Annotated in this window: 15 protein-coding genes; 6 read left to right on the top strand and 9 right to left on the bottom strand. The window is 70.6% G+C overall.

Annotated features, from left to right (window positions below):
- Positions 1–14: 14 nt before the first annotated feature.
- Positions 15–797 (top strand): crotonase/enoyl-CoA hydratase family protein, encoded by a 783-nt coding sequence (locus IDM40_RS06110; protein WP_193120918.1) that lies wholly within the window; start codon positions 15–17, stop codon positions 795–797.
- 55 nt (positions 798–852) lie between these two features.
- On the opposite strand, the gene IDM40_RS06105 is transcribed toward IDM40_RS06110, so the two are convergent.
- On the bottom strand, positions 853–1,776 hold the full coding sequence (locus IDM40_RS06105) for a LysR family transcriptional regulator (RefSeq protein WP_193120917.1): 924 nt from the start codon (positions 1,774–1,776) through the stop codon (positions 853–855).
- Positions 1,777–1,925: 149 nt separating this feature from the next.
- Between IDM40_RS06105 and IDM40_RS06100 the strand changes: the two genes are divergently transcribed.
- The 3 genes from IDM40_RS06100 to IDM40_RS06090 all read left to right on the top strand — a co-directional run bounded on the left by IDM40_RS06100 (position 1,926) and on the right by IDM40_RS06090 (position 5,679).
- Positions 1,926–3,617, top strand: coding sequence for a class I adenylate-forming enzyme family protein (locus IDM40_RS06100; protein ID WP_193120916.1), 1,692 nt, complete (start codon positions 1,926–1,928; stop codon positions 3,615–3,617).
- A gap of 5 nt (positions 3,618–3,622) precedes the next feature.
- Entirely contained in the window at positions 3,623–4,708 is a 1,086-nt protein-coding gene (locus IDM40_RS06095; RefSeq protein WP_193120915.1) for a TRAP transporter substrate-binding protein, read from the top strand.
- 95 nt (positions 4,709–4,803) lie between these two features.
- The gene (locus IDM40_RS06090; RefSeq protein ID WP_193120914.1) at positions 4,804–5,679 is read left to right on the top strand and encodes a LysR family transcriptional regulator; all 876 of its coding nucleotides are present in this window, start codon (positions 4,804–4,806) and stop codon (positions 5,677–5,679) included.
- 71 nt (positions 5,680–5,750) lie between these two features.
- On the opposite strand, the gene IDM40_RS06085 is transcribed toward IDM40_RS06090, so the two are convergent.
- Complete coding sequence (locus tag IDM40_RS06085) at positions 5,751–6,875, bottom strand: TRAP transporter substrate-binding protein (protein ID WP_193120913.1); 1,125 nt, start codon at positions 6,873–6,875, stop codon at positions 5,751–5,753.
- A gap of 217 nt (positions 6,876–7,092) precedes the next feature.
- Here IDM40_RS06085 and IDM40_RS06080 point away from each other — a divergent pair, with 217 nt between their 5' ends.
- Entirely contained in the window at positions 7,093–8,688 is a 1,596-nt protein-coding gene (locus IDM40_RS06080; protein ID WP_193120912.1) for an AMP-binding protein, read from the top strand.
- Positions 8,689–8,701: 13 nt separating this feature from the next.
- Here IDM40_RS06080 and IDM40_RS06075 read toward each other — a convergent pair whose 3' ends face one another.
- From IDM40_RS06075 to IDM40_RS06065, 3 genes are all read right to left on the bottom strand, one after another.
- A complete protein-coding gene (locus IDM40_RS06075) occupies positions 8,702–9,892 on the bottom strand; it encodes a zeta toxin family protein (protein ID WP_193120911.1) in 1,191 nt (396 codons plus the stop codon).
- Positions 9,889–10,203: a hypothetical protein gene (locus IDM40_RS06070; RefSeq protein WP_193120910.1), complete on the bottom strand. Its 315-nt coding sequence runs from the start codon at positions 10,201–10,203 to the stop codon at positions 9,889–9,891. Before IDM40_RS06070 ends, IDM40_RS06075 begins: the two co-directional genes overlap by 4 nt.
- A gap of 201 nt (positions 10,204–10,404) precedes the next feature.
- A complete protein-coding gene (locus IDM40_RS06065) occupies positions 10,405–12,375 on the bottom strand; it encodes a M3 family metallopeptidase (RefSeq protein WP_193120909.1) in 1,971 nt (656 codons plus the stop codon).
- A 547-nt stretch (positions 12,376–12,922) separates the two neighbouring features.
- Here IDM40_RS06065 and IDM40_RS06060 point away from each other — a divergent pair.
- A complete protein-coding gene (locus tag IDM40_RS06060; RefSeq protein WP_193121029.1) occupies positions 12,923–14,428 on the top strand; it encodes an AbgT family transporter in 1,506 nt (501 codons plus the stop codon).
- A 69-nt stretch (positions 14,429–14,497) separates the two neighbouring features.
- Here IDM40_RS06060 and IDM40_RS06055 read toward each other — a convergent pair whose 3' ends face one another.
- From IDM40_RS06055 to IDM40_RS06040, 4 genes are all read right to left on the bottom strand, one after another.
- Positions 14,498–15,613, bottom strand: coding sequence for a cytochrome P450 family protein (locus tag IDM40_RS06055; protein WP_193120908.1), 1,116 nt, complete (start codon positions 15,611–15,613; stop codon positions 14,498–14,500).
- On the bottom strand, positions 15,583–17,001 hold the full coding sequence (locus tag IDM40_RS06050; protein ID WP_235997362.1) for a cytochrome P450: 1,419 nt from the start codon (positions 16,999–17,001) through the stop codon (positions 15,583–15,585). Before IDM40_RS06050 ends, IDM40_RS06055 begins: the two co-directional genes overlap by 31 nt.
- Positions 17,002–17,220: 219 nt before the next feature.
- The gene (locus IDM40_RS06045; RefSeq protein WP_235997361.1) at positions 17,221–18,744 is read right to left on the bottom strand and encodes a type 1 periplasmic-binding domain-containing protein; all 1,524 of its coding nucleotides are present in this window, start codon (positions 18,742–18,744) and stop codon (positions 17,221–17,223) included.
- Between the two features lie 31 nt (positions 18,745–18,775).
- Positions 18,776–20,701 carry a hypothetical protein gene (locus tag IDM40_RS06040; RefSeq protein ID WP_193120907.1) on the bottom strand — a complete coding sequence of 642 codons (1,926 nt, stop codon included), beginning with the start codon at positions 20,699–20,701 and terminating at the stop codon, positions 18,776–18,778.
- Positions 20,702–20,787 lie beyond the last annotated feature (86 nt).

Below are 20,787 nucleotides of genomic sequence, written 5' to 3'. Positions count from 1 at the left end.
GGAAGGAGTCCCCCATGGCAAGGCAGGACACCGACAAGAACACGGTGCTCACCGAGGAGCACGGTTCCGTCCTGGTCATCACCTTCAACCGCCCCGAGGTGCGCAACGCGGTCGACCTCGGCGTCGCCGAACGCCTGCGTGACGCGCTCGACGCGTTCGAGGCCCGCGACGACCTGGCCGTCGCCGTGCTCACCGGCGCGGGGCCCACGTTCTGCGCGGGCATGGACCTCAAGGCGTACCTGCGCGGCGAGCGTCCGTCCCTTCCGGGGCGCGGTTTCGCGGGCATCACCGAGCGCCCGCCGGAGAAACCGGTCGTGGCCGCCGTCGAGGGGCACGCCCTGGCGGGCGGGTTCGAGGTCGTGCTCTCCTGCGACCTCGTCGTGGCCGCGCGCGGGGCCCGGATGGGGTTGCCCGAGGTCAAGCTCGGGCTCGCCGCCGCCGCGGGAGGGCTGCAACGACTGCCGGAGCGGATCCCCGCCAACGTCGCCGCGGAGTGGATCCTCACCGGCGGGACCTACGACGCCGAACGCGCCCACGAGCTCGGGCTGGTCAACGTGCTCACCGAGAAGGGCGGGACCCTGCCGGCCGCGATGGAGCTGGCGCAGCGCATCGCCGCGAACGGGCCGCTGTCGGTGCGCGCGAGCAAACAGGTCCTGCGGGAGTACCGGGGATGGCCGGAGGAGGAGCGTTGGGAGCGCCAGCGCCGCATCACCGATCCGGTGCTGACCTCGGAGGACGCGCAGGAGGGCGCACGTTCCTTCGCCGAGAAGCGAGACCCGGTCTGGAAGGGCCGCTGACCCGCGGCCGCTGACCCGGAGCCATCGACGCGCGGTCGGCGGCACCGGGCGCCGGTCACACGGCCGGCGCCCCGTACCCCGTCGAGCGCGCGAGGCCGACGAAGGCCGCGCCCGCCTCGGAGACGGTGCGCGGGTCGTAGACGAGGCCGAACGCGCGGCTGAGCGGCGGGTCGAGGCTGCGCACGATCGCCCCGCGCTCGCGCGCGTGCTGCGCCTGCCCGCGTTCCACGAAGGACGCACCCACCCCCGCGAGCACGAAGGAGAGCCGCGCCTCCCGCTGCTCGACGACGGCCACGGGCGCGGGGTTGCGGCCGGCGCGGGCCATGGCGCGCACGATCTCCCCCGCGTGGCTGCCGCCGCCGGGCACGATCACCTGCGGCACGTCGGGCAGTTCGTGCCAACCGAGGGGATCCCGGTCGGGCACCAGCTCCGCGCGGTCCGGGGGCAGGGCGATGCAGTACTGCTGGCGCCCGAGTTCCAGGGTCTCCAGCGGCCGCTCGCCCCCGTCCGGGTCGAGCGACAGCTGTGCGGGCAGGTGGGTCACGACGAGCTCGCTGGAACCGCTGCGCAGGAGCGGGACGATCCCCGCCTCGTCCGGGACGTCGTCGATGGCCACGTCCACGCACGGGTGGTGTTCGCAGAACCGTGCGATGAGGCCGGTGAGGGCGGGGCCGGCCATCGAGGGCAGCGCGGCCAGTTCGAGGGTCCCGCGCACCCGCCCGGCCACACCGAGCGCGGCGTGCCCGGCCGCGGTGACCCCGCGCAGCACCTGCCGGGCCGGGGAGGCCAGGGCGTGCCCGGCCGAGGTGGGCACCATGCCGCGGCCGATCCGGTGGAAGAGCGCCGTGCCGAGCTCCCGCTCCAGCCCGCGGATCGCCTGGGAGACCGTCGGCTGGGCGACCCCGAGCCGCTGCGCCGCAGCGTTGACGCTCCCGTGGTCCAGGGCCGCCACGAAGTACTGGAGCTGGTGCACGTCCATGGCGGAAGCCTACGGTGCGGGCCCTCAGCGAGGACCCGTGGCCCGGGGCCATAGGAGGCGTCTCTACCTCCCTTCGCCCAACCGTCTTTGCCAGCGGCTCCGCACCGGTGGTGAAGTGCTTCACACAGCGACAGAGGGGAGATGCTCCGTTGAGCACGTACTGGCCCGAAGGACTCCCGGAGAGCCTGTCCTACCCCGACACCGACGCCTCGGCCCTGGCGTACTCGTCGGCCGTGCGTTTCCCGGACCGCACGGCGCTGGTCGACGGCGACGACGAGCTCACCTTCGCGGAGCTGCACTCCCGCGCCCACCGTTTCGCGCACGCCCTGCACGCACGCGGTGTGGGCCGCGGGGACGTCGTCGCCCTGCACCTGCCCAACAGCCTGTGGTTCTTCGTGGCCTACTTCGGGACCCTGCACTCCGGGGCGGCCCTCTCCCCCATCAACCCGCTCTCGCCGGAACCCTCCGTGCGCTCGCACCTGAACGGGACCGGAGCCGCGGTCGTGGTGACCCACCCCGAGCACGCCGCGACCGCGCTGGCCGCCGCCGAGGGCACCGCCGTCCGGGCGACCGTGCTCGTCCCGCCCACCGCGGTCGCGCCCGCGGGGGCGGACGGGCCGGGGCGACAGGCTCTGCTCGACCGAGGCGCGGTGGCGTGGGACCGCTTCGTGGAGGGGCAGCCCGACACCCGCCCCGCGACCGGCATCGCCGCCGACGACGTCGCCCACCTGGCCTTCACCGGCGGCACCACCGGGGAGCCCAAGGGTGTGCGCGTGCTGCACCGCAACCTCGTCGCCAACATCACCCAGTTCACGGGCTGGCGGGCCGGCCACGCCGTCGAGGCCGACGGCACCGGGGTGGCCCTGCGGCCGTTCCCGAGCGGCGTGGAGGGCGCGGTCCGCATCGGCTCGGACACCGCGCTCGTCGTCGCGCCGCTGTACCACGCGCAGGCCCTGGTCAACACCGGGTTCCTGATGCTGTGCGGGGTCACGGTCGTGCTCTCGGGCCGGTTCCGCCCGCCGGAATTCCTCGCGCTCGTCGAACACCACCGCGTCTCCTACATCACCGGCAGCCCCACCATGTGGGTCGCGCTCCTGGACTGCCCGGACCTGAGCACCCGCGACCTCTCCTCCCTCACGTGCCTGTCGTCGGGCGCCGCCCCCATCGACCCGGGCACCCTCGAACGCATGCGGGAGGCCTTCCCCTCCGCGATCATCGTCGAGGGGTACGGGCTCACCGAGGCCACGTGCGTGGTCACGTCGCTTCCCGCGCTCCCCTCCGGAAAGCGCAAGAACGGCAGCGCGGGCATCCCCGTCTTCGACACCGAGGTGGAGGTCCGCGACGGCACCGGCCGCGCACTGGATCCCGGGGAACAGGGGCGCCTGTGGGTACGCGGGCCCCAGATCACCGACGGCTACCACGGGCGCCCCGACGCCACCGCCGAACAGTTCGTGGACGGCTGGCTCGACACCGGCGACCTCGGGTTCCGCGACGAGGACGGGTTCGTGCACATCCGCGCCCGCGCCAAGGACATGCTCATCCACAAGGGTTACAACGTGTACCCGCGGGAGCTGGAGGAGATCCTCCTCGAGCACCCCGCCGTCGCGGCCGCCGCCGTCGTGGGCCGCGACAACCCGGTCACCGGCCAGGACCCCGTCGCCTTCCTCGTCCTGCACGAGGGACACACACCCCCCGAGAAGGAGGTCCTGGACTTCGTGGCCGCCCGGGTCGTGCCGTACAAGAAGCTCCGCGGGGTGCGGGTGGTCGAGGCCTTGCCGACCTCGGCCGCCGGCAAGATCCTCAAGAACGAGCTGCGCGCCGCCGCGGCCGCGACGGGGTGAGGGCGGTGCCGGGGCTCGCCAGGAGGATCGGGGCGGCGCTGTCGGTCCTCGCGCTCACCGCGTGCGGGCTGGGCGAGGGGGCCGTGGAGGACGACGGAGCGCAGGTCACCCTGCGGTTCGCGCTCTACATCTCCGACCAGAACGTCTACTACCAAGAGGGCGCCGAGCCGTTCAAGGGATACGTGGAGGAACACAGCGGCGGGGAGATCGCCGTGGAGCTCTACCCCGCCGAACAGCTCGGCAACGCCCGGGACTCCCTCGCCATGCTGCGGTCCGGGATCGCCGACCTGGCCTTCACCATCCCGACCTACGAACCGGAGCTGCGGTACTCGACCGGCTGGGAGCTTCCCCTCGGCATGGACACGGAGCAGATCGTGGAGGGCCGGTGGGCGTCCTACCACGAGGACGGCCCGCTGGCGGAGCAGTACCGGGACGCCGGGGTCGTGCCCCTGGTGACGAACACCGGGTCCCCGTTCCACGTGTCCTCGACGAGCCGGCCCCTGCCCGACCTGGAGTCCGTGCGAGGGCTGCGGATCCGTACGGGCAGCGACATCCACATGGACCTCGTGGAACGGCTGGGCGCCAACGCGGTCGAGGGCGCGAGCTCCGAGCAGTTCGAGCAGTTGGACCGCGACATCGTCAACGGGACCGTCTTCCACTACGGGGGTTACCGCGCCAACGGGCTCGACACGCTCCTGGGCCACAGCGCGCCCGACGTGCCGCTGCCTCCACCCGCCCAGAACACCTTCATGAGCCAGGAGACATGGGAGGGCTTGAGCGAGGAGCACCGGCGCATCGTCTACGAGGCCGGGCGCCGGGTCAGCGAGGACTCCACGACCGCGAGCATCGCCGAGTCGGACGCGGAGCTGGACGCCTTCACCGCTGACGGGTTCTCCGAGCACACGTGGCCGCAGGAGGACCTCGACCGCGTCGACGCCCTCTTCGCGGACGCGCCGGAGCAGTGGGCCGAGGACCTCGGCGGGGATGCCGGTGGAGCGTTGGAGCAGATCGAACAGCTCGGGGCGCGGACCGACGGGCAGGGCCCCACCGAGCTGGAGGCTGACTTCGAGAGCTTCCGCTTCCCGGGCTGAGCCCGTGGGGACAGACCCGACATGACCCACTTCACACCGCGCGGGCTACAGTGTCGCGGGCGCCCCCGGCCTGTTCGAGAAAGCACGGTGCTGACGTGGACCTGCGGCTCCTTGAGTACTTCGTCGCCGTCACCGACCACGGCGGTGTCACGCGGGCGGCCCACGCCCTCTACATCGCACAGCCCTCGCTCTCCCAGGCCATCCGGGGGCTGGAGCGGGAGACGGGCGCGACCCTGTTCGACCGCGGCGGCCGCCACATGGTCCTCACCCCCGCCGGACGGGCCTTCGACCGGGCGGCCCGCCAGACCCTGCGCGACGTCGAACGCGCGCGCTCGCGCGTGGAGTCGGTGCGCACACTGCGGAGCGGACGCCTGCAGGTCGCGGCGCTGGGCACCCTGGCGATGGACCCGCTGCCGTCCCTGGTCGGGCAGCTGAACGCACGGCATCCGGGCGTGCAGGTGTGGGTGTCCGATCCCGGCGGCCCGGACGACATCGAGGGCGCGATCCGGCGCGGGGAGGTCGAACTCGGGCTGAGCGAGCACCCGCCCCGGTCGGACACGTTGCGTTCGCAGCGCATCGGTTCCCGACCCATCGCCCTGGTCATGCCGCGGCCGGCCGCCGAGGCCCTGCCCGACCCGGTACCGCTCGACCGGGTCGCGGACCTGCCGCTGGTGTTGACCTCGTCGGAACAGGCCGGACGCTCCCACCTGGACGAGGCCGTGGAACGTGTGGCCGGGAACGTGGTCGTGCGTTCGGCCCACCGGCAGGTGGTGTGGGACCTGGTCGAGGCCGGCGTCGGGTCGACGTTCCTGCCGTTCAGGCTCGCGGAGGAGCAGATGAGCGGGGTCGCGATCCGGCGCACCGAACCCGCGCTGGAGCAGCAGATCGGGCTCGTGCACCGGCCCGGCCCGCTGTCGCCGGCCGCGCGGGCGCTGGTGCGCCTGGCCGTCGGAGAGGAGAGCGGCGGCTGAGCGGACGGTGGGGGCACGGCTTCGGGCCCGGGTCGGAACGGGGAGGCCGGGTCGGAACGGGCAGGCCCGGGTCAGAACGGGAACGACTCGAAGTCCGATTCCAGGTCGGTGACCCCGTCGTCCTCGGTCTCCTCCGCCAGGCGCCGGGCCTGCTCGACCGCCTCGGGCGCCCGACCGCCGATGTCCTCGATCCACTGGTCGAGCACGCCGTCCATGAGCGCGTCGAACTCCTCGAGGTCCTCGTCCGACCACGCGTGCGTCTCGAACCCGTCGGCGCGCAGCAGCTCGAGCTCCTCCTCGGCCTCCCGGATGCTCGCGTCCGTCGCCGAGGCGCTCGCCACCCGGCCCGCCTCGTAGACGATGCGCTGCTTGTCCTCGTCGAGCCCGTCCCAGAACGACCGGCCCATCTGCACGGACACACCCGTGCTCGGCAGGTCGAGGCCCACGGTTCCGTGGCGGATGAGGGAGTCCACACCGGTGGAACGCATCGACCCGTACTGGAACAGGTTCGCGTCGGCCACGCCCCGGTCCATGAGCTCGTACATCTCCGTGAACGTGCCGGTGACGCCGCTGCCGCCCATCGCCCGCGCCTGCTCGATGTGCAGGTCGCTGCCGGTACGGATGCGCAAGCCGCGCACCGACTCCAGGTCGGGCACGGGCCGGCCGACCGTGGTGAGCTCGGTGTTGGCGGCCGAGAGCGCACCGATGGGCACGATCCCGGCCTCGTGGTACTCGTCGACGACCGGGCCGTTTTCGTGCACGGCGCGCCAGCGACCCTCTGCGGAGCGGTCGGAGCTCAGGCCCAGCGGCAGGTCCCAGGCGACGGAGTACCGCAGTTCCGGGTGGTAGGAGGGCACGACGTAGGCGGCCTCGGTGATGCCGGAGCGCAGCATCGTCAGCGCGTCGTCGGCCTTGCCCAACTGTTCGCTCGGGTAGGTCTCGACGGTCAGTTCGCCCCCGGAGGCCTCCTCGACGTGTTCCTTGAACACGAGCGCGCCGTGGAGGTAGTGCACCGACTGGTCCGTGCCCTGCCACGACAGGCGGATCGTGTGTTCTCCGCCGCCGGAGACGAGGTCCTCACCGGCGCCGCAGGCGGTGAGCAGGGCGGCCGACAGGGCCGCCGCCAGCGGGGCACGCCACGGGGGGATGTGCCGTTGCGACCGGGCGGAACCCGGTTCCGTCGGAGCGTTCTCCACGTTCCCACCCCTCGACGCCGCCGTTGCCGTTCCATCGCAGCACCGGCCGCGCGGGCGGGCAAAGACGTGTGGCCGAACGCAGGGATAGGCGGCCCCTATGGCTGCGCGGAGCATAGGCGGGGGCTATCGGAGGCTTCGGCGGCCGGTCTTTGACCCCGCGTTCCCGTCCGGCCTTCCATGGCACACACACGTTGCCCCGAGCGGAAGAGGGACCGCAGTGACCCCCGTTTCCCACCACGGCCCCGCACGCGCGACCGGTCACCTGTGCCTGCCCGTCGTCCTGGAGAGTTTCGCCCGGCGTACCTCGAGCGAACGCCCCGCGCTGGTGTTCCGGGGGCGGGCGACGAGCTTCCGTGACCTGGACGAGCGGGTGAACCGGCTGGCCGCCGCCCTGCAGGGGCTCGGGGTCGGGCACGGGGACCGGGTCGCGGTGCTCATGCAGAACCGGCCGCAGGTGGTCGAGACGTGGTTCGCGGTGCAGCGGCTCGGGGCGATCGCGGTCCCGGTCAACACACGCTTCGTGGTGCGCGAGGTCGCCCACGTGCTCGCGGACTCGGGTGCGGCGGTACTGGCCGTGGACCCCTCCCTCGCCGACCACGGGATCACCGCGTGCGCGCAGGTCGTCACCGCCCCGCGGATCCTGTGCGCCACCGACCACCCCGACGACGAGGTCCCCGTCGGCACCGTGCACATGGAGCGCGCGATGCAGAGGGCCGGGCCGGGGCCGGCCCCGGTGGAGGTGAGCGAGCACGACCCGGCGTTCCTCATGTACACGTCGGGCACGACCGGGCGGCCCAAGGGGGCGGTCCTGACCCACCTCGGCCTGTTCATGACCACCGTCAACACCGGGGACGAGCGCCGGCCGCTGCCGGAGGACCGCACGCTGGTCAGCGTTCCGCTGTTCCACATCGCCGCGGTGAACTCCGTCGTCAACGCCCTGCTCACCGGGGGATGCGCGCTCATCGCCGAGCCCGGCCCCTTCGACCCGGCCTCGACCGCCGACACCCTGGAACGCGACCGGATCACCGCCTGTTTCATGGTCCCGACGCAGTGGCAGCTGCTCTGCGACCTGCCGGGGATCCGCGAACGCGACATCCCGCTGCGCTACATCACCTGGGGTGCGGCGCCCGCCTCCCGCGAGACCCTGCGCGCGCTGTACGCGACGTTCCCGGAGGCGCAGGTGTTGAGCGCGTTCGGGCAGACCGAGACCTGTGGGAGCACGACGATGCTGCGCGGGGAGGACGCGCTGCGCAAGATCGGGTCGGTGGGGCGCCCGCTGCGGTTCGTCGAGGCCCGGATCGTCGACGACACGATGCGCGACGTGCCGACGGGCGCGGTCGGCGAGATCGTCTACCGCGGGCCGACCGTCATGCGGGGGTACTGGAACGCCCCGGAGGCCACGGCCGAGGCGTTCCACGGCGGGTGGTTCCACTCCGGTGACCTGTGCCGGGAGGACGCGGACGGGTTCGTGTACGTCGTCGACCGGAAGAAGGACATGATCGTCTCGGGCGGCGAGAACATCTACCCCGCCGAGCTGGAAGCGGTGCTCGCAGAGCATCCGGGGGTGCGGGAGGCCGCCGTGGTCGGGGTGCCCGACCCGGTGTGGGGCGAGACCCCGGTCGCCTACGTCGTCGCCGGTGCCGACGGCGGGTCGGGCGCTGGTGGCGACGCCCCGCCGTCGGCCGGTGAGCTCGTGGACCTGTGCCGGGAGAACCTGGCCTCCTACAAGAAACCCCGCGAGGTGGTCTTCCTGGATGCCCTGCCCCGGACCGCGTCAGGGAAGGTGCAGAAGTTCCGCCTCCGGGATCGCTGACCACCAGCGATGTTCATCTGGATTTTCGCGGACCCGCACTGTTGGACGAGGAGGCTGCATCACCGTGAGTCCGAGGGCGTGATGTGAAAGGCGACCCGTGGTCCCCCGAAGTAGCGTTGGCCCTTGCGTTGCCACTCGTACTGCGGGTCTGACCGGCCAAGAACGGAGGGGTCGCCGCACTCGTTCCACGGGTTGCCGTACTTTCACCGGCTTGGGCCGCGTTCGTGCTCCGACGCTGGTTGATGATGGCGTCATCGATGGAGACCTGAGGCGCCGACGCTGACGGCGTTGCTCCAGCGACCGAGTTCCGCAGCTGCTCCCGTTGCTCGACCGCGTCATCCACCGTCGCCAGAGTCTCCCTGTCGACCGGTTCAAGGCGAATGTTCGGGTCGGTGCTGCGCATGTAGGCGACCGTCGCCTCGAAACGAGACTCCTCATCAGGTGTGGGAGCCCTACTCCGTTCATCGGTGATGGCGTTCCGCGCGCCCAAATCGTTCACCATCGTGCCATCAGGATCTCGGTGGTTCTCATGGAGAACCTGACCATCCCTGTTGACTACGAAGAGATGATCGACCTTCGCCTGCGACTCGAGATCGTGTGCGACATCCGGACCGTCTCTGTAGAAATTGTCGTGCAACGCCGGATCGAGCCATCTGCCATACGCGGTGTCCGGGTCGTCTCGGCTCTCCTGGTAACGGTGGGCGATGCCCAACCTACTGTTCGACTCGTGTGTGGCCACGAAGACCGCGGTGGTCTCATAACCTTGATCCCGAAAATCATCCACCCACGCGTCGGCGTGTTCCTGCTTACCAAGAGGATGGCTGGCAATCACGTCGTACTTGGGGCCACCGTACTCACCCCGAAGACGCCCCATATACTCCGAATGGTAGGAGTGGCCTCTGTTGTTCAATTCTGCCGATACTGCTTCTTGCCCGCCTCTTCCGTAGACCTGCATGATCTTTTCGTAGCGGGGGTGAATCTTCGCGTTGTCGTCCCCATCGTAGGAGGCCACGGACCCGGCAGGCAGAGTCTTGAACAAGCGTTCCTGCGTGGTCGACTTCCCCGCACCAGGCTGCCCGCCGACGATGTAGAACTGCGGTCGCTCACCAGGGCCACGCTCAGGAACTCGATTCGGCGTGAGTTCCTGAATACGCTCGTCTCTCTGCCTGCGGATTTCATGGTCCAGGTCTTCGGGGCGGATCATGAGTCCAGATCCGCGAGCCGCCCACGGAGCTCACGCAGCAGCGGCGGATACTCCTCCACGATCCGCTCACTCACCCCGTCGTCCATCCACTGCCCGGTCTTCAGAATCTCCGCCTGGCGATCGCGCTCCCTGTTGTACTCCTCCACCAGCGCAGGGTCACTCTCCTCAAGACGAAGGTTCGCGTACAGGTGCTTGGCACTTTCCACGTACCTCTTCGCCCGCTCTTGGAGTTTCAGTACCTCATGGGGCGGAATGGGGATGCCTCCAGGCGGAAGCTTCCCCCGGTAAGGCTTCTTCTCGTGATCAGACACGGTCCATCCTCTCCGAGCGCCATTGCCTACGTCCGGTGAGACCGTCCACCCGCCCACCTGGTTCCCGTTGATTCCCCATGCACACCGGTTCGGGACCGCCGCCATGAACGCCCTGAGCAGATCGGGTGGGCGGCAAGCGGCCAGGCCCCTGCCCGGCCGCTGGACCCGACCCGGATCAGGGCCGGGTTGCCCGGTTGAACCTCAGGCCTCCAGGCCCTTGCGCACGAGGTAGGGCTCCAGGCGGGGCTCACGCCCCAGGAAGTCCCGCACCGCGCCCATCGGGTCGACACTCCCGCCCACGGACAGGACCTTCTCCCGGAACCGGTCGCCGTTCTCGCGCCGCAGCCCGCCGTGCTCGCGCAGCCACTCGACACTGTCGGCGTCCAGCACCTGGCTCCACACGTACGAGTAGTAACCCGCGCTGTAGTCCCCCGCGAAGATGTGCATGAAGTACGTGCTCCGGTACCGCGGCGGGACGAGCGGGTGCGCGACGCCGGCGCGTTCCAGGGCACGCGCCTCGAAGCCGGCCGGGTCCTCGATCCTCTCCCCCGGCGCGAGACGGTGCCACTGCCAGTCCAGCAGCGCGGCCGCCAGGTACTCGAAGGTGGAGAAGCCCTGGTTGAAGCGGTTGGCGCGCTCCAGCGCTGCAACCAACTCAGCCGGCACGGGCTCACCTGTCTCGTGATGGCGGGCGTAGCGCTCCAGCACCGCCGGCTCGGTCGCCCACACCTCGTTGACCTGCGACGGGTACTCGACGAAATCGCGGGGCACACTCGTGCCCTCCACCAGCGGGAACCGCACCGCCGACAGCAGCCCGTGCAGGGCGTGCCCGAACTCGTGGAACGCGGTCTCGACCTCGTCCCAGGTCATCAGCGTGGGCCCCGAGGCAGGCTTGGTGATGTTGAGGTTGTTGACGACCACGGGCCGGTCGCCGAGCAGGAACGACTGGTCGACGAGGTTGTGCATCCACGCGCCGCCCTGCTTGGTGGGGCGGGCGTAGGGGTCCAGCAGGAACAGACCCAGCCCGGTCCCGTCGGTGTCGAAGACCTCCCACACGCGCGTGTCCGGGTGGTACCCGTGCAGGTCGGGACGGGCGGTGAAGGTGATCCCGTACAGCAGGTGTGCCGCGTGCAGCACCCCGTCCTCGATGACCCGGTCGAGCTCGAGGTAGGGGCGCAGCGCCTCCTCGTCGAAGTCGTAGCGTTCCTTGCGCACCTGCTCCGCGTAGTACGCCCAGTCCCACGGCTCGATCTCGTGCCCGGCCTGTTCGGCGAGCACGGCGGCCTCGCGTTCGACGTTGCGGCGGGCCGGTCCGACGAGCCCGTGGAGGCGCTCCTCGACGGCGTCGACGGTCTTGGCGGTCTGGTCGGCGACCTTGTAAGCGGCGTGGTCGGCGTAACCCAGGAGCCCGGCGTGCTCCGCGCGCAGCTCGGCGATGCGGACGGCGAGGTCGAGGTTCTCGGGGGCGCGCTCGGTGCTGAGCCGGTACAGCTTCTCGCGGGTGGCGCGGTCGGTGAGCTGGGCCAGGGCCGGCTGCACGGTGGTGTTGAGCAGCGGGAGCACGTACCGGCCGTCCTGCTCCAGGGAGGCGATGCGCTCCTCGCCGAGCCCGTCGAGGTCGGCGGGGTCGTCGGTGACCAGCGCGGAACCGCTGCCGGCGCGCACCAGGTTCTGCCCGAAGGCGGACAGCAGTTCGGCGAGCTCGGTGTTGATGGCGCGCAGGCGTTCCTGCTGGGCGTCGTCGAGCTCGGCGCCGGCCTTGACGAAGTCGGTGCGGTACCGCTCCAGGAGGTGGCTCTCCTCCGGGTCGCCGGTGCTCACCCGCTCGATGCGCTCCCACAGCCCGCGGTCGAGGAAGACGGCGTCGTGGTGGCCGGCCGAGCGGGGCGCGAGTTCGAGGTCGATCTCCTGGATCCGGTCGGTGCCGACGGAGGCCGCGAGGGTGTGCAGGGCGGTCTCCACCCGCTTGAGGGTCTGCCCGGAGCGCTCCAGTGCCGCGACCGTGTTGTCGAAGGTCGGGGGTTCGGGGTCGGCGACGATCGCGGCGACCTCGGCCAGGTGTTCGGCCACACCCTGTTCGAAGGCGGGGACGAAGTGCTCCTCCCGCACGGCCGCGAAGTCGGGCAGGCCGTAGGGGAGTTCGGAGGGTCGCAGCAAGGGGTTCTCGGTCACGGGGCTCCTCGTCGTAGGGCGGTCGCGGCCGTTCTATCGCCCGCGCGCCCGCCTGTCACCTGGTTTGCCTTGTGCTCACCCTCGGTGACTGCTGCGGTTCGGCGAGAGAGCGTACACCGCCACAGAGGGGGCTCGAACCCCACCCGAATCCAACGCGTTATGGGAACGTTGCGCGCTTTACCGAAACCGTCGTCGGAACCTCAGCCGGGCTTCAACAACCGCCCTGAACAGGGAAGATGCGTGCACACAGTGCTCGCGCGGACGCCCGTGCGTGCACACGGTCACACGACCGCCCCACGAGCGTGACCAGGAACGGGAACCCTTGCGCGCCAAGGCTTCTGTTCACGACTAACGGTTACGAAACACCTTTCCGGGACGAACGTCACTCGGTTACACGCATCACCCGGGTGACCGCAGAATGGACGCTGACCCAACAGGTTCCACACCAGTGTCGCGGTGCATCAACCCCGCACCCGCCACCAGCTTGTTAAGGAGGGCTGCCGTGGCCGAGACATCCGAGACGACGGAGAAACCCCCCGGCCGGGCCATGTCCGTGCTCCTCGGTTCCCTGCGCGGGATCGAGCGGGTGGGTAACAAGCTTCCCCACCCCTTCTGGATCTTCGCGTTCCTCGCAGGCATCGTCGTCGTGCTCAGCGCGGTCCTGAACTGGGCGGGTGCGCACGCGGTCTCCCCGATGGACGGGGAACGCATCGATGTGCAGAGTCTCCTCTCGCCGGAGGGCTTCCAGGTCATCTTCGGCGAGGCCGTCACCAACTACGTGAACTTCCCGCCGCTGGGCCTCGTCGTGGTGATGATGCTCGGCGTCGTGGTGGCCGAGCAGACCGGGCTCATCAATGCGCTCCTGCGCGGCAGCATCGTTCGCGTGCCGGCCAAGTACATGACTTTCGTGGTGGCCCTGGTCGGCATTGTCGGCAGCATCGCCAGTGACGCCGCCTACGTCATCCTGATCCCGCTCGCCGCCGTCGTGTTCCAGGCCGTGGGCCGCAGCCCCACACTCGGTATCGTCGTCGCCTTCGCCTCGGTCTCGGCGGGCTGGAACGCCACCTTCCTCGTGGCGCCCACCGACGCTCTCCTCGGCGGCATCACCACCCAGGCCGCGCAGATCGTCGACCCCGACGCCACAGTCACCCCGCTGGCCAACTACTTCTTCAACGCGGGTAGCGCCGTCCTCCTCGCGCTGCTCATCACGCTCGTCACCGAGCTGGTGCTGCGCAAGCGTACCGAGGGCCTGGACGACGTCTCCACCGGCGGTGACGCGCTCGGCGACTTCAACCTGCAGCCGGAGGAGCGCAAGGGTCTGAAGGCCGCCGGCCTGTCCCTGCTCGTGATGGCCGCGCTGTTCGTCGCCGCGCTGGTACCGGAGAACTCCTGGTTCCGCGGCCCCGACGGCACCGTCATGGAGTCCCCGCTCATCACCGGCATCGCCGTGGTCCTGGCGCTGGCCTTCCTCGTGGTGGGTACCGCCTACGGTGTCGTGGCCGGCACGGTCACCAAGGCCGCGGACATCCCCAACTACATGGGCAAGGGCATCAAGGATCTCGCCCCGGCCCTGGTGATGTTCTTCGCGGCCGCGCAGTTCCTGGCCTACTTCGAGTGGTCGGGCATGGCCGAGGTGCTGGCGATCCGCGGCGCCGAGTGGTTGGGCGACCAGAACGTCCCGGTGGCGTTCCTGTTCATCGGCTTCATCCTCCTGGCAGCGCTGATGAACATGTTCATCACCAGCGGTTCGGCGCAGTGGGCGCTCATCGCACCGGTGTTCGTGCCGATGCTGATGCTGCTCAACGTGAACCCGGAGACGACGCAGGCGATGTACCGCATCGCGGACGCCTCCACCAACATCGTCACGCCCATGAGCCCGTACTTCGTGCTCGTGCTGGGCTTCATGCAGCGCTACCGCAAGGACGCCGGCATCGGCACCCTGGTCTCGCTGACGCTGCCCTTCACGGTGACGATCCTGATCGTGTGGACGCTGTTCTTCCTCGGTTGGTACGCCCTGGGCATCCCGCTCGGCCCGGGCGCCCCGGTCAACTGACCCACGGGCACCGCACAGCACAGGGGCCCCGCACGGTTCGCCGTGCGGGGCCCACGTGTTCTCGGGGGTTCAGGCGGGCTCGCCGAGGCGCACGGGCAGCGCCATCGGGGAGTTGATGAAGACCGACGGGAGCTCGGCCGGCTCCCCTCCGTCCACGGCGGCCTCCGGGAAGCGGGTGAAGAACCCGCGCAGCGCCGTCTCCAACTCCATCCGGGCCAGCGCCGACCCCAGGCAGGTGTGCGGGCCGTGGCCCAGGCCCAGGTGCCGGGGGCGGTCCTCGGTCAGGTCGAACCGCCCGGCGCTGTCGCCGTACCGCTCCTCGTCGAGGTTGGCGGCCAGGTAGCCCAGCAGCAGCGGTTCGCCCTTCTCGACGGTCACCCCGCCGATCTCGATGTCCTCGCCGGCGAAGAGGAACGGCAGCGCCGCCACGCTCGTGGAGTGGCGCAGCACCTCCTCCACCGCCTCCGACCACTCGGCCTCGCCCTTGCGCAGCAGGTCGAGCTGGCCGGGGTGGGACAGCAGCACCTGCACGCCGTTGGCCAGCGCCGACGCGGTGGTCTCGAACCCGGCGCTGACCATCAGCCACAGGGTGTCGCGCAGTTCCACGTCACTGAGCCGTTCGCCGTCCTCGTTCGCCGCCACCAGCGCCGACGTCATGTCGTCACCGGGCTCGGCACGCTTGGCCGCCACGAGCTCGTCCAGGAACGCGTCGACGTCGGCCCGCATCTGCGCGACCTCCTCGGGGCTGCCCCCGGCGAAGGCCGTGGCGACCATCGCACGCATGCGGTCGTGGTGCGAGGGCTCGAACCCGAACAGCGCCGCGAAGACCGCGATGGACAGCGGGTAGGCCAGCTCCTCCTTGACGTCGACCGGCCCCTCGCCGGCCCGCTCGGCCAGGCCGTCGATCAGCCCTCGCGCGGTCTCCTCCACGGTCGGCCGCAGCGACTCGATCCGGCGCGGGGTGAAAGCACGCGAGATCAGCCCCCGCAGACGCCGGTGCTCCGCGCCGTCGGACGTGAGCATGTTGTCCAGGTGCACCATCGCCTTGACGGGGTGGTTCTCGGGCACCTCACCCTCGTTCAGCGCCCGCCACGACCGCCAGTTCCGGCGGAAGCGCGGGTCGTTGAGGGCCGAACGCAGTGCGTCGTCACCGGTCAGCGCCCAGACCTCGAGATCCGCGACCACAACGCGCGCAACGGGGCCCGCTTCCCGGAGGGTTCGGGCGAGTCCCCGGTGGTCTCCCGGCTCGAGGACGACGGGTCGGGGGTGTGCGGACATGACTGGCCTCCAGGGGTCGGGGTGGGCTGCGGGGTCCGGGGGGCGGTCTGCACGGGGGTGAAGGTCACGGGAAGGGCGTCCAGGCCGTGCGCGAAGGGGGAACGCCGCCAGGACAGGTCGTCGGCGGGCACGGACAGCGTCATGTCGGGAAGCATCCGGAAGACCGTCGCGACCGCGTCGACGCCGATCTGCCGGGCCAGGTTGCGGGCGGGGCACTGGTGGGGGCCGGTCCCGAACGCCAGGTGCGCGCGGGTTCCCGACGGCGACGTGAGGTCGAGGTGTTCGACGACGCGGGGATCGGCGTGCGCGGGGCCGTAGCCCATGATCAGGCAGTCGCCCTCGCCGACGGTCCACCCCTCCAGTTCCATGCGCTGGGCGGGGTAGCGCCCCGGCATGAGGAAGATCGGGGGCGCCTTCCACAGGACGATGTCGACGAGCTCCTCCACCCGCGCGTTGCCGCTCATGACGTCGGCGCGGGAGCTGCGGTCGGTGAGCAGGGCGTGGAGGGTGTTGGCGATGAGGTTCATCAGCGGGTCGTGCGCGGCCGAGATGATGAGGATGAGCTGGTGGGCGACCTCCTCGTCGTCGAGGCCGTTGCCGTGCCGGATCATCCGGGACACCACGTCGTCACCGGGTTCCTCGCGCCGCTGCAGGGTGACCGACTGGGCGTAACCGAAGAGCCCGCCCATCGCGGCCTCGGCCTCCTCGCCGCCGTCCCACACCTGGCGCATGAGGCCGACGAGCTGCTCGCCCTGGGTGTCGTCGAGGCCGAAGGCGCGGTTGAGCAGGAGCAGGGGCAGCCGGAACGCGAGGTCGGCGACCAGGTCGGAACGCCCGCGCGCCGCGGGTTCGGCCATGAGCTCGCGAACGTACTCGTCCACGACGGTGTGGGTGCGGGCGGCCGTGAGGATGCTGAGGGCGTCCTCGATGACCTCCCGGTAGCGACTGTGGTCGGGTTCGTCGCTGGCCAGGGCGTTGCGGAAGTACCAGAAGGGGCCGGGGACCCGGTCCGGGGTCGCGCGCCCCTCCTTGGCCTCGGTCCAGCGGCGGGGGTCGCGGGGGAAATGGTGGGGGTCCTGCAGGACACTGCGGTTGAGTTCGTAGCTCAGGACCACCCAGGCGAGAACACCCGGGGCGACCTCGACGGGGGCGAGGGAGCCGAAGCGGCGCCGCAGGTCCTCCATGGCTTCGGGGGCGGGTACCTCGGTGTGTCCGTGGAGGGGGACCGCGGCTTCACGCGCTGCGGCCATCGGGCACTGCGAGGGGGTCGTGTCGGCGGGCCTGTCGGGACTCAAACGTTCGGGTCTCCTTCCTCGCCCGTGTTCCGGGGGGCGGGACGCGCGGGCGTTCGGGTCGGGGCCGACGCGGGGGCGCGACACGCCTTCGCGTCGCGGACGCGCCCCCAAGTAAAGCAGGGACCAAGGGCCCCATCCCCGCCAGAACGCCGCAGGAGGCCACATTGGGGTATCGATTCCCCACGGTCCTCACGCATACCGGGTTGCGACGGCCGCCCCTCAGTCCCCGGTGATGTAGGGGTCCTCGAGCGGCTGGTCGCCCTCCAGAGGCAGTTCGACGACGGGCACGTAACGCCCGGCCGCCTCGCCCTCCGTCTCGTCGGTGTAGCTGAGCATGCCGCCCCCGCCCCGCACCTCGTGGGCGCTGTTGAGCAGCATCAACTGCGAGAACACCTCGGACGCGGTGGGCGGCTGCTCCTCGTCGCCCTCGTAGGAGATGCGCACCGCACGCGCGGCGACCCCCACGGCGTCGTGGTTGACCAGCGCGTACCCGTTGTCGAAGGCGCCCGTGTCGTCGCCGACGTACTCGCGGTAGGAGTTGACGAAGTCCCCGTAGTGCTCGGGTGCGTCGTCGCCGGGGGTGGCGTTCTCCCACCGCGGATCGGTCGCCGAGGCGTAGATCAGACTCATGTTGCCGTCCTCGAGGTAGCCCATGACGTCGTCGTCCTGGATCACGCTGAGCCCGGTCACCGCGAAGACGATCTTCAGGGGGATGTGGTCGCAGTCGCGGATCGAGAGGGTGTACAGGAAGTCGTCGAGGTCGGGCGCGCGGCCGGCGAAGAACACCGTGTCGGTCGCGTTCCAGCACAGGTTCATGCTGATCGGGGTGTACACGCCGCTGGACGACGACTCCCCGACCGTGGTGCCCCCGTACTCCTGGGCGGAGCCCTCGGTGAAGTCGGCGAGGTTCTCCTCGTAGGCGGAGCGCAGCGTGGAGACGAAGAGATCGGGTTCGTTCCGGTCGTAGACCAGGGTCCCGGCCGGTTCCTCGTCGAGCCCGTCCATGTACTCGCGCAGGGCCCGCACGTACTCGGTGTTGCTGGGGGCGGCACGCAGCAGACCGGGGATGTCGCCGTCGTCCAGGCCGTCCGCGGTGACCGCGGAGGAGACCATCGGGATGTTCTCGCTGCTCAGGCGCTCGGCGATGTCACGGGTGGAGTCGATGCTGACGCCCATGCCGGTGACCGCGACGAGGGGGATGTCGTCCTCGGTCATCGGGACGAGCTGGTCCACGACCGGTTCCCACTGGGCCTGCTGGCTGCCGACGTTGGCGAGCTCCAGCTGGATCTCCGGGGTCCGGTCACCGAAGCGCGGCGACTGGTTCGCGGTCATCTGCGCGGTGTAGGCCCCCTCGATAGCGCGCAGCATGCGCACGGGGTCCATCGGTCCGACCTCGCCGAAGCTGAACGTGCCCAGGTAGGCGATCTTGACGGCCTGGTTCTCACCCGATTCCACCGCCTCGGCGACCCGGTCGTTCTCCGCGGCGATCTTGCCCTGGATCTCCTCGAAGCCCTCGTGGAAGACGTGGGCGTCGTCGGTGATGCCCACGCACTGGCCGCCGATGAGGTGCACCCCGTTGCCGGGTCCCCCGCAGGTGAACTCGTCCCAGTACCGCAGGCCCACGGCCACGAGCACGAGGGCGAGCGCGGCCGCGGCCAGGGGCTTCCAGTGGCGCTTCCACCATGGTCTTCGCGGGACCTCGAAGCCCTGGATCATTCTGCCGCTGTTGGTGGCCTCCGGCATCGTCACTTCTCGCTTTCCGCGGGTTCGCCGCTCACTTGAACCGGTCCCACAACGACAGGTGCTGCGCCGCCTCGGCCAGCAGCCGGCTGGAGCCCTCCCCCGCGAACTCGGCCGCCAGTTCGGAGAGGGTCTGGTGTGCGGAGGCGTGCAGTTCGGCCGTCCGGAACATGTCGGGGTCGCTCAGCAGGTGGCGGGCGACCAGGAGTTTGAGGGTGTTGCGAACCAGGGGCGAGGGTTCGGCCGTCCGGGTCTGCTCGCCGAGGACCGTCAAGAGCACGTCGAAGTAGGGGCGTTCGAACGTGCTGCGGGTGGGTGCGTCGGTGATGTCCTTGAGCGTCCACACCCATTCGTCGCCGTCGATCTCGGGGTCGGTGAGCCGCTCGGCCAGGAACTCCGCGACCAGCAGGAACTCGCCCGCGCACAGCAGGTGGTAGGCCTTGCGCACCGGGTCGGGGCGCACGGTGCGGTAGTGGTGCACGAGGCTGCGGTGCACGGTCCCCCAGTCGGGGTAGGTGCCGACCGGTTCGCGCCGGGCCAGGACGCGCTGCAGCAGGCGGCGCAGCACCGTGGGCCGGCCCTCCTCCCACAGGGGGTGCTCCAGCAGGACGGGTTCGCCGACCTCGTGGGTGGGCTCCTTCTGTTCCCGGTACAGCCACAGCCCGGACTCGACGTCGCGGGCGGCCGAGCACGTGGTCAGGGCCGCGAGCAGGTCGGTGTTGAAGTTGTTGGGGGTCTCGCCGAGCACGCTGGTAAGCATGGTGTTCTCGGTGGTGGGCAGGGCCTCGATCCCGGGTGAGGGTGGACGGTCGAGCAGCGCCTCGGCGACACCGGCACCCTCGCATCGCACCCACGCCTCGACCAGCGCGGTGCTGGCGCCGGGGTGGCCGCCGGTGAACCCCCACAGGTGGTCGATGACGTCGTCGGAGTGCCAGCCCTGCCCACTGGCCTCGGTGAGGAGCTCGGAGACCTCGGCGGTGGTGAAGGACTGCAGGCGGTAGGGCGCCCACAGGTGTCCTTCGGTGTCGTCGGGCAGCACGTTGACCACGCCGGTGCGGCCGCCCGAGGTGGCCACCACGACGCTGAGGTGGTCTCCGCCGTCCTTGGCCGAACGCACGAGCGCGGACACCAGCTCGGGCCCGGATCCGCGGTCGACGTTGTCCAGCATGAGCGCGGGGGTGGGCAACTGGCGCTGGGCGCGGTTGATCTCGCGCAGGTCGGCGCGCAGGGCCTTGCACAGCGACTGGGCGGCGAGCTCGCGGTTGTGGCGGCCCAGGACGGCGTTGTACTGATCGGGTTCCTGGACCTGGTGGCGCAGGGCGATGAGTTCGTCGACGGGTTCGTTGATGCCGGTGCGGAACCAGCTCACGACCTCGTCGACGGTGTTGACCGCGAGCCCGGACAGGCCGAGCCCGGCGCGGATGATCTCGACGGCGCCGAAACCGGTGAGGAGTTCCTCCGGGGAGATGACCCGTCCGGCGCGTTCGAGCTGGTCACCGAGTTTGCGCAGTGCACCGCGGCCCCGGGTGCGCACTTTGCTGAGCACCCATTCCAGGCGTTCGCGTTCGCCTTCGGGCAGGGGTTCGTCGCCGAGGGGGTCGGAACCGAGGTCGGCCCGGATCGCCAGGAGCGCCATCCACAGGCGGGGGAACTCCAGGCGCCCGAAGTTCTCCCGGGTGTGGCCGAGGGCGCTGGCGTTGACCGAGGCGACGAAGCTGAGCACGCTCGTGACGTCGGTGAAGCGGTGTTCGGCCAGGTCGACGTAGGCGTAGGGGACACCCGCGTCGTACAGGGCGGATGCGGCCCAGCTCAGGAAGTGGGTCTTGCCGGTCCCGTGGCCGCCCTCCACGACCATGACCGGGCGTTTCCCCGAGTCGTCGCCGCCGGGCGAGGCCAGTGCCATGAAACGTCTGGCGCCCTCCCTTCGTCCGATCGGACTCTCCACGTGTGACTCGGCCACACGGCCCTCCCCTGTGGTGTTTACGTACCGCCCATCGACCAATAATGCGCGCCTGCGGTGACAATAAGAGGAAGCTCACATTTCGT

Source organism: Nocardiopsis coralli, from assembly GCF_014892575.1.
Classification (GTDB): domain Bacteria; phylum Actinomycetota; class Actinomycetes; order Streptosporangiales; family Streptosporangiaceae; genus Nocardiopsis; species Nocardiopsis coralli.
Note: the sequence above shows the minus strand (reverse complement) of the source record. Positions and strands in the feature narration are given on the sequence as shown.

Bases quoted from the DNA above. Each gene is read 5' to 3' on its own strand.
- IDM40_RS06110 (WP_193120918.1), top strand. From the start codon at position 15: ATGGCAAGGCAGGACACCGACAAGAACACGGTGCTCACCGAGGAGCAC.
- IDM40_RS06105 (WP_193120917.1), bottom strand. From the start codon at position 1,776: ATGGACGTGCACCAGCTCCAGTACTTCGTGGCGGCCCTGGACCACGGG.
- IDM40_RS06075 (WP_193120911.1), bottom strand. From the start codon at position 9,892: ATGATCCGCCCCGAAGACCTGGACCATGAAATCCGCAGGCAGAGAGAC.
- IDM40_RS06060 (WP_193121029.1), top strand. From the start codon at position 12,923: ATGTCCGTGCTCCTCGGTTCCCTGCGCGGGATCGAGCGGGTGGGTAAC.
- IDM40_RS06045 (WP_235997361.1), bottom strand. From the start codon at position 18,744: ATGCCGGAGGCCACCAACAGCGGCAGAATGATCCAGGGCTTCGAGGTC.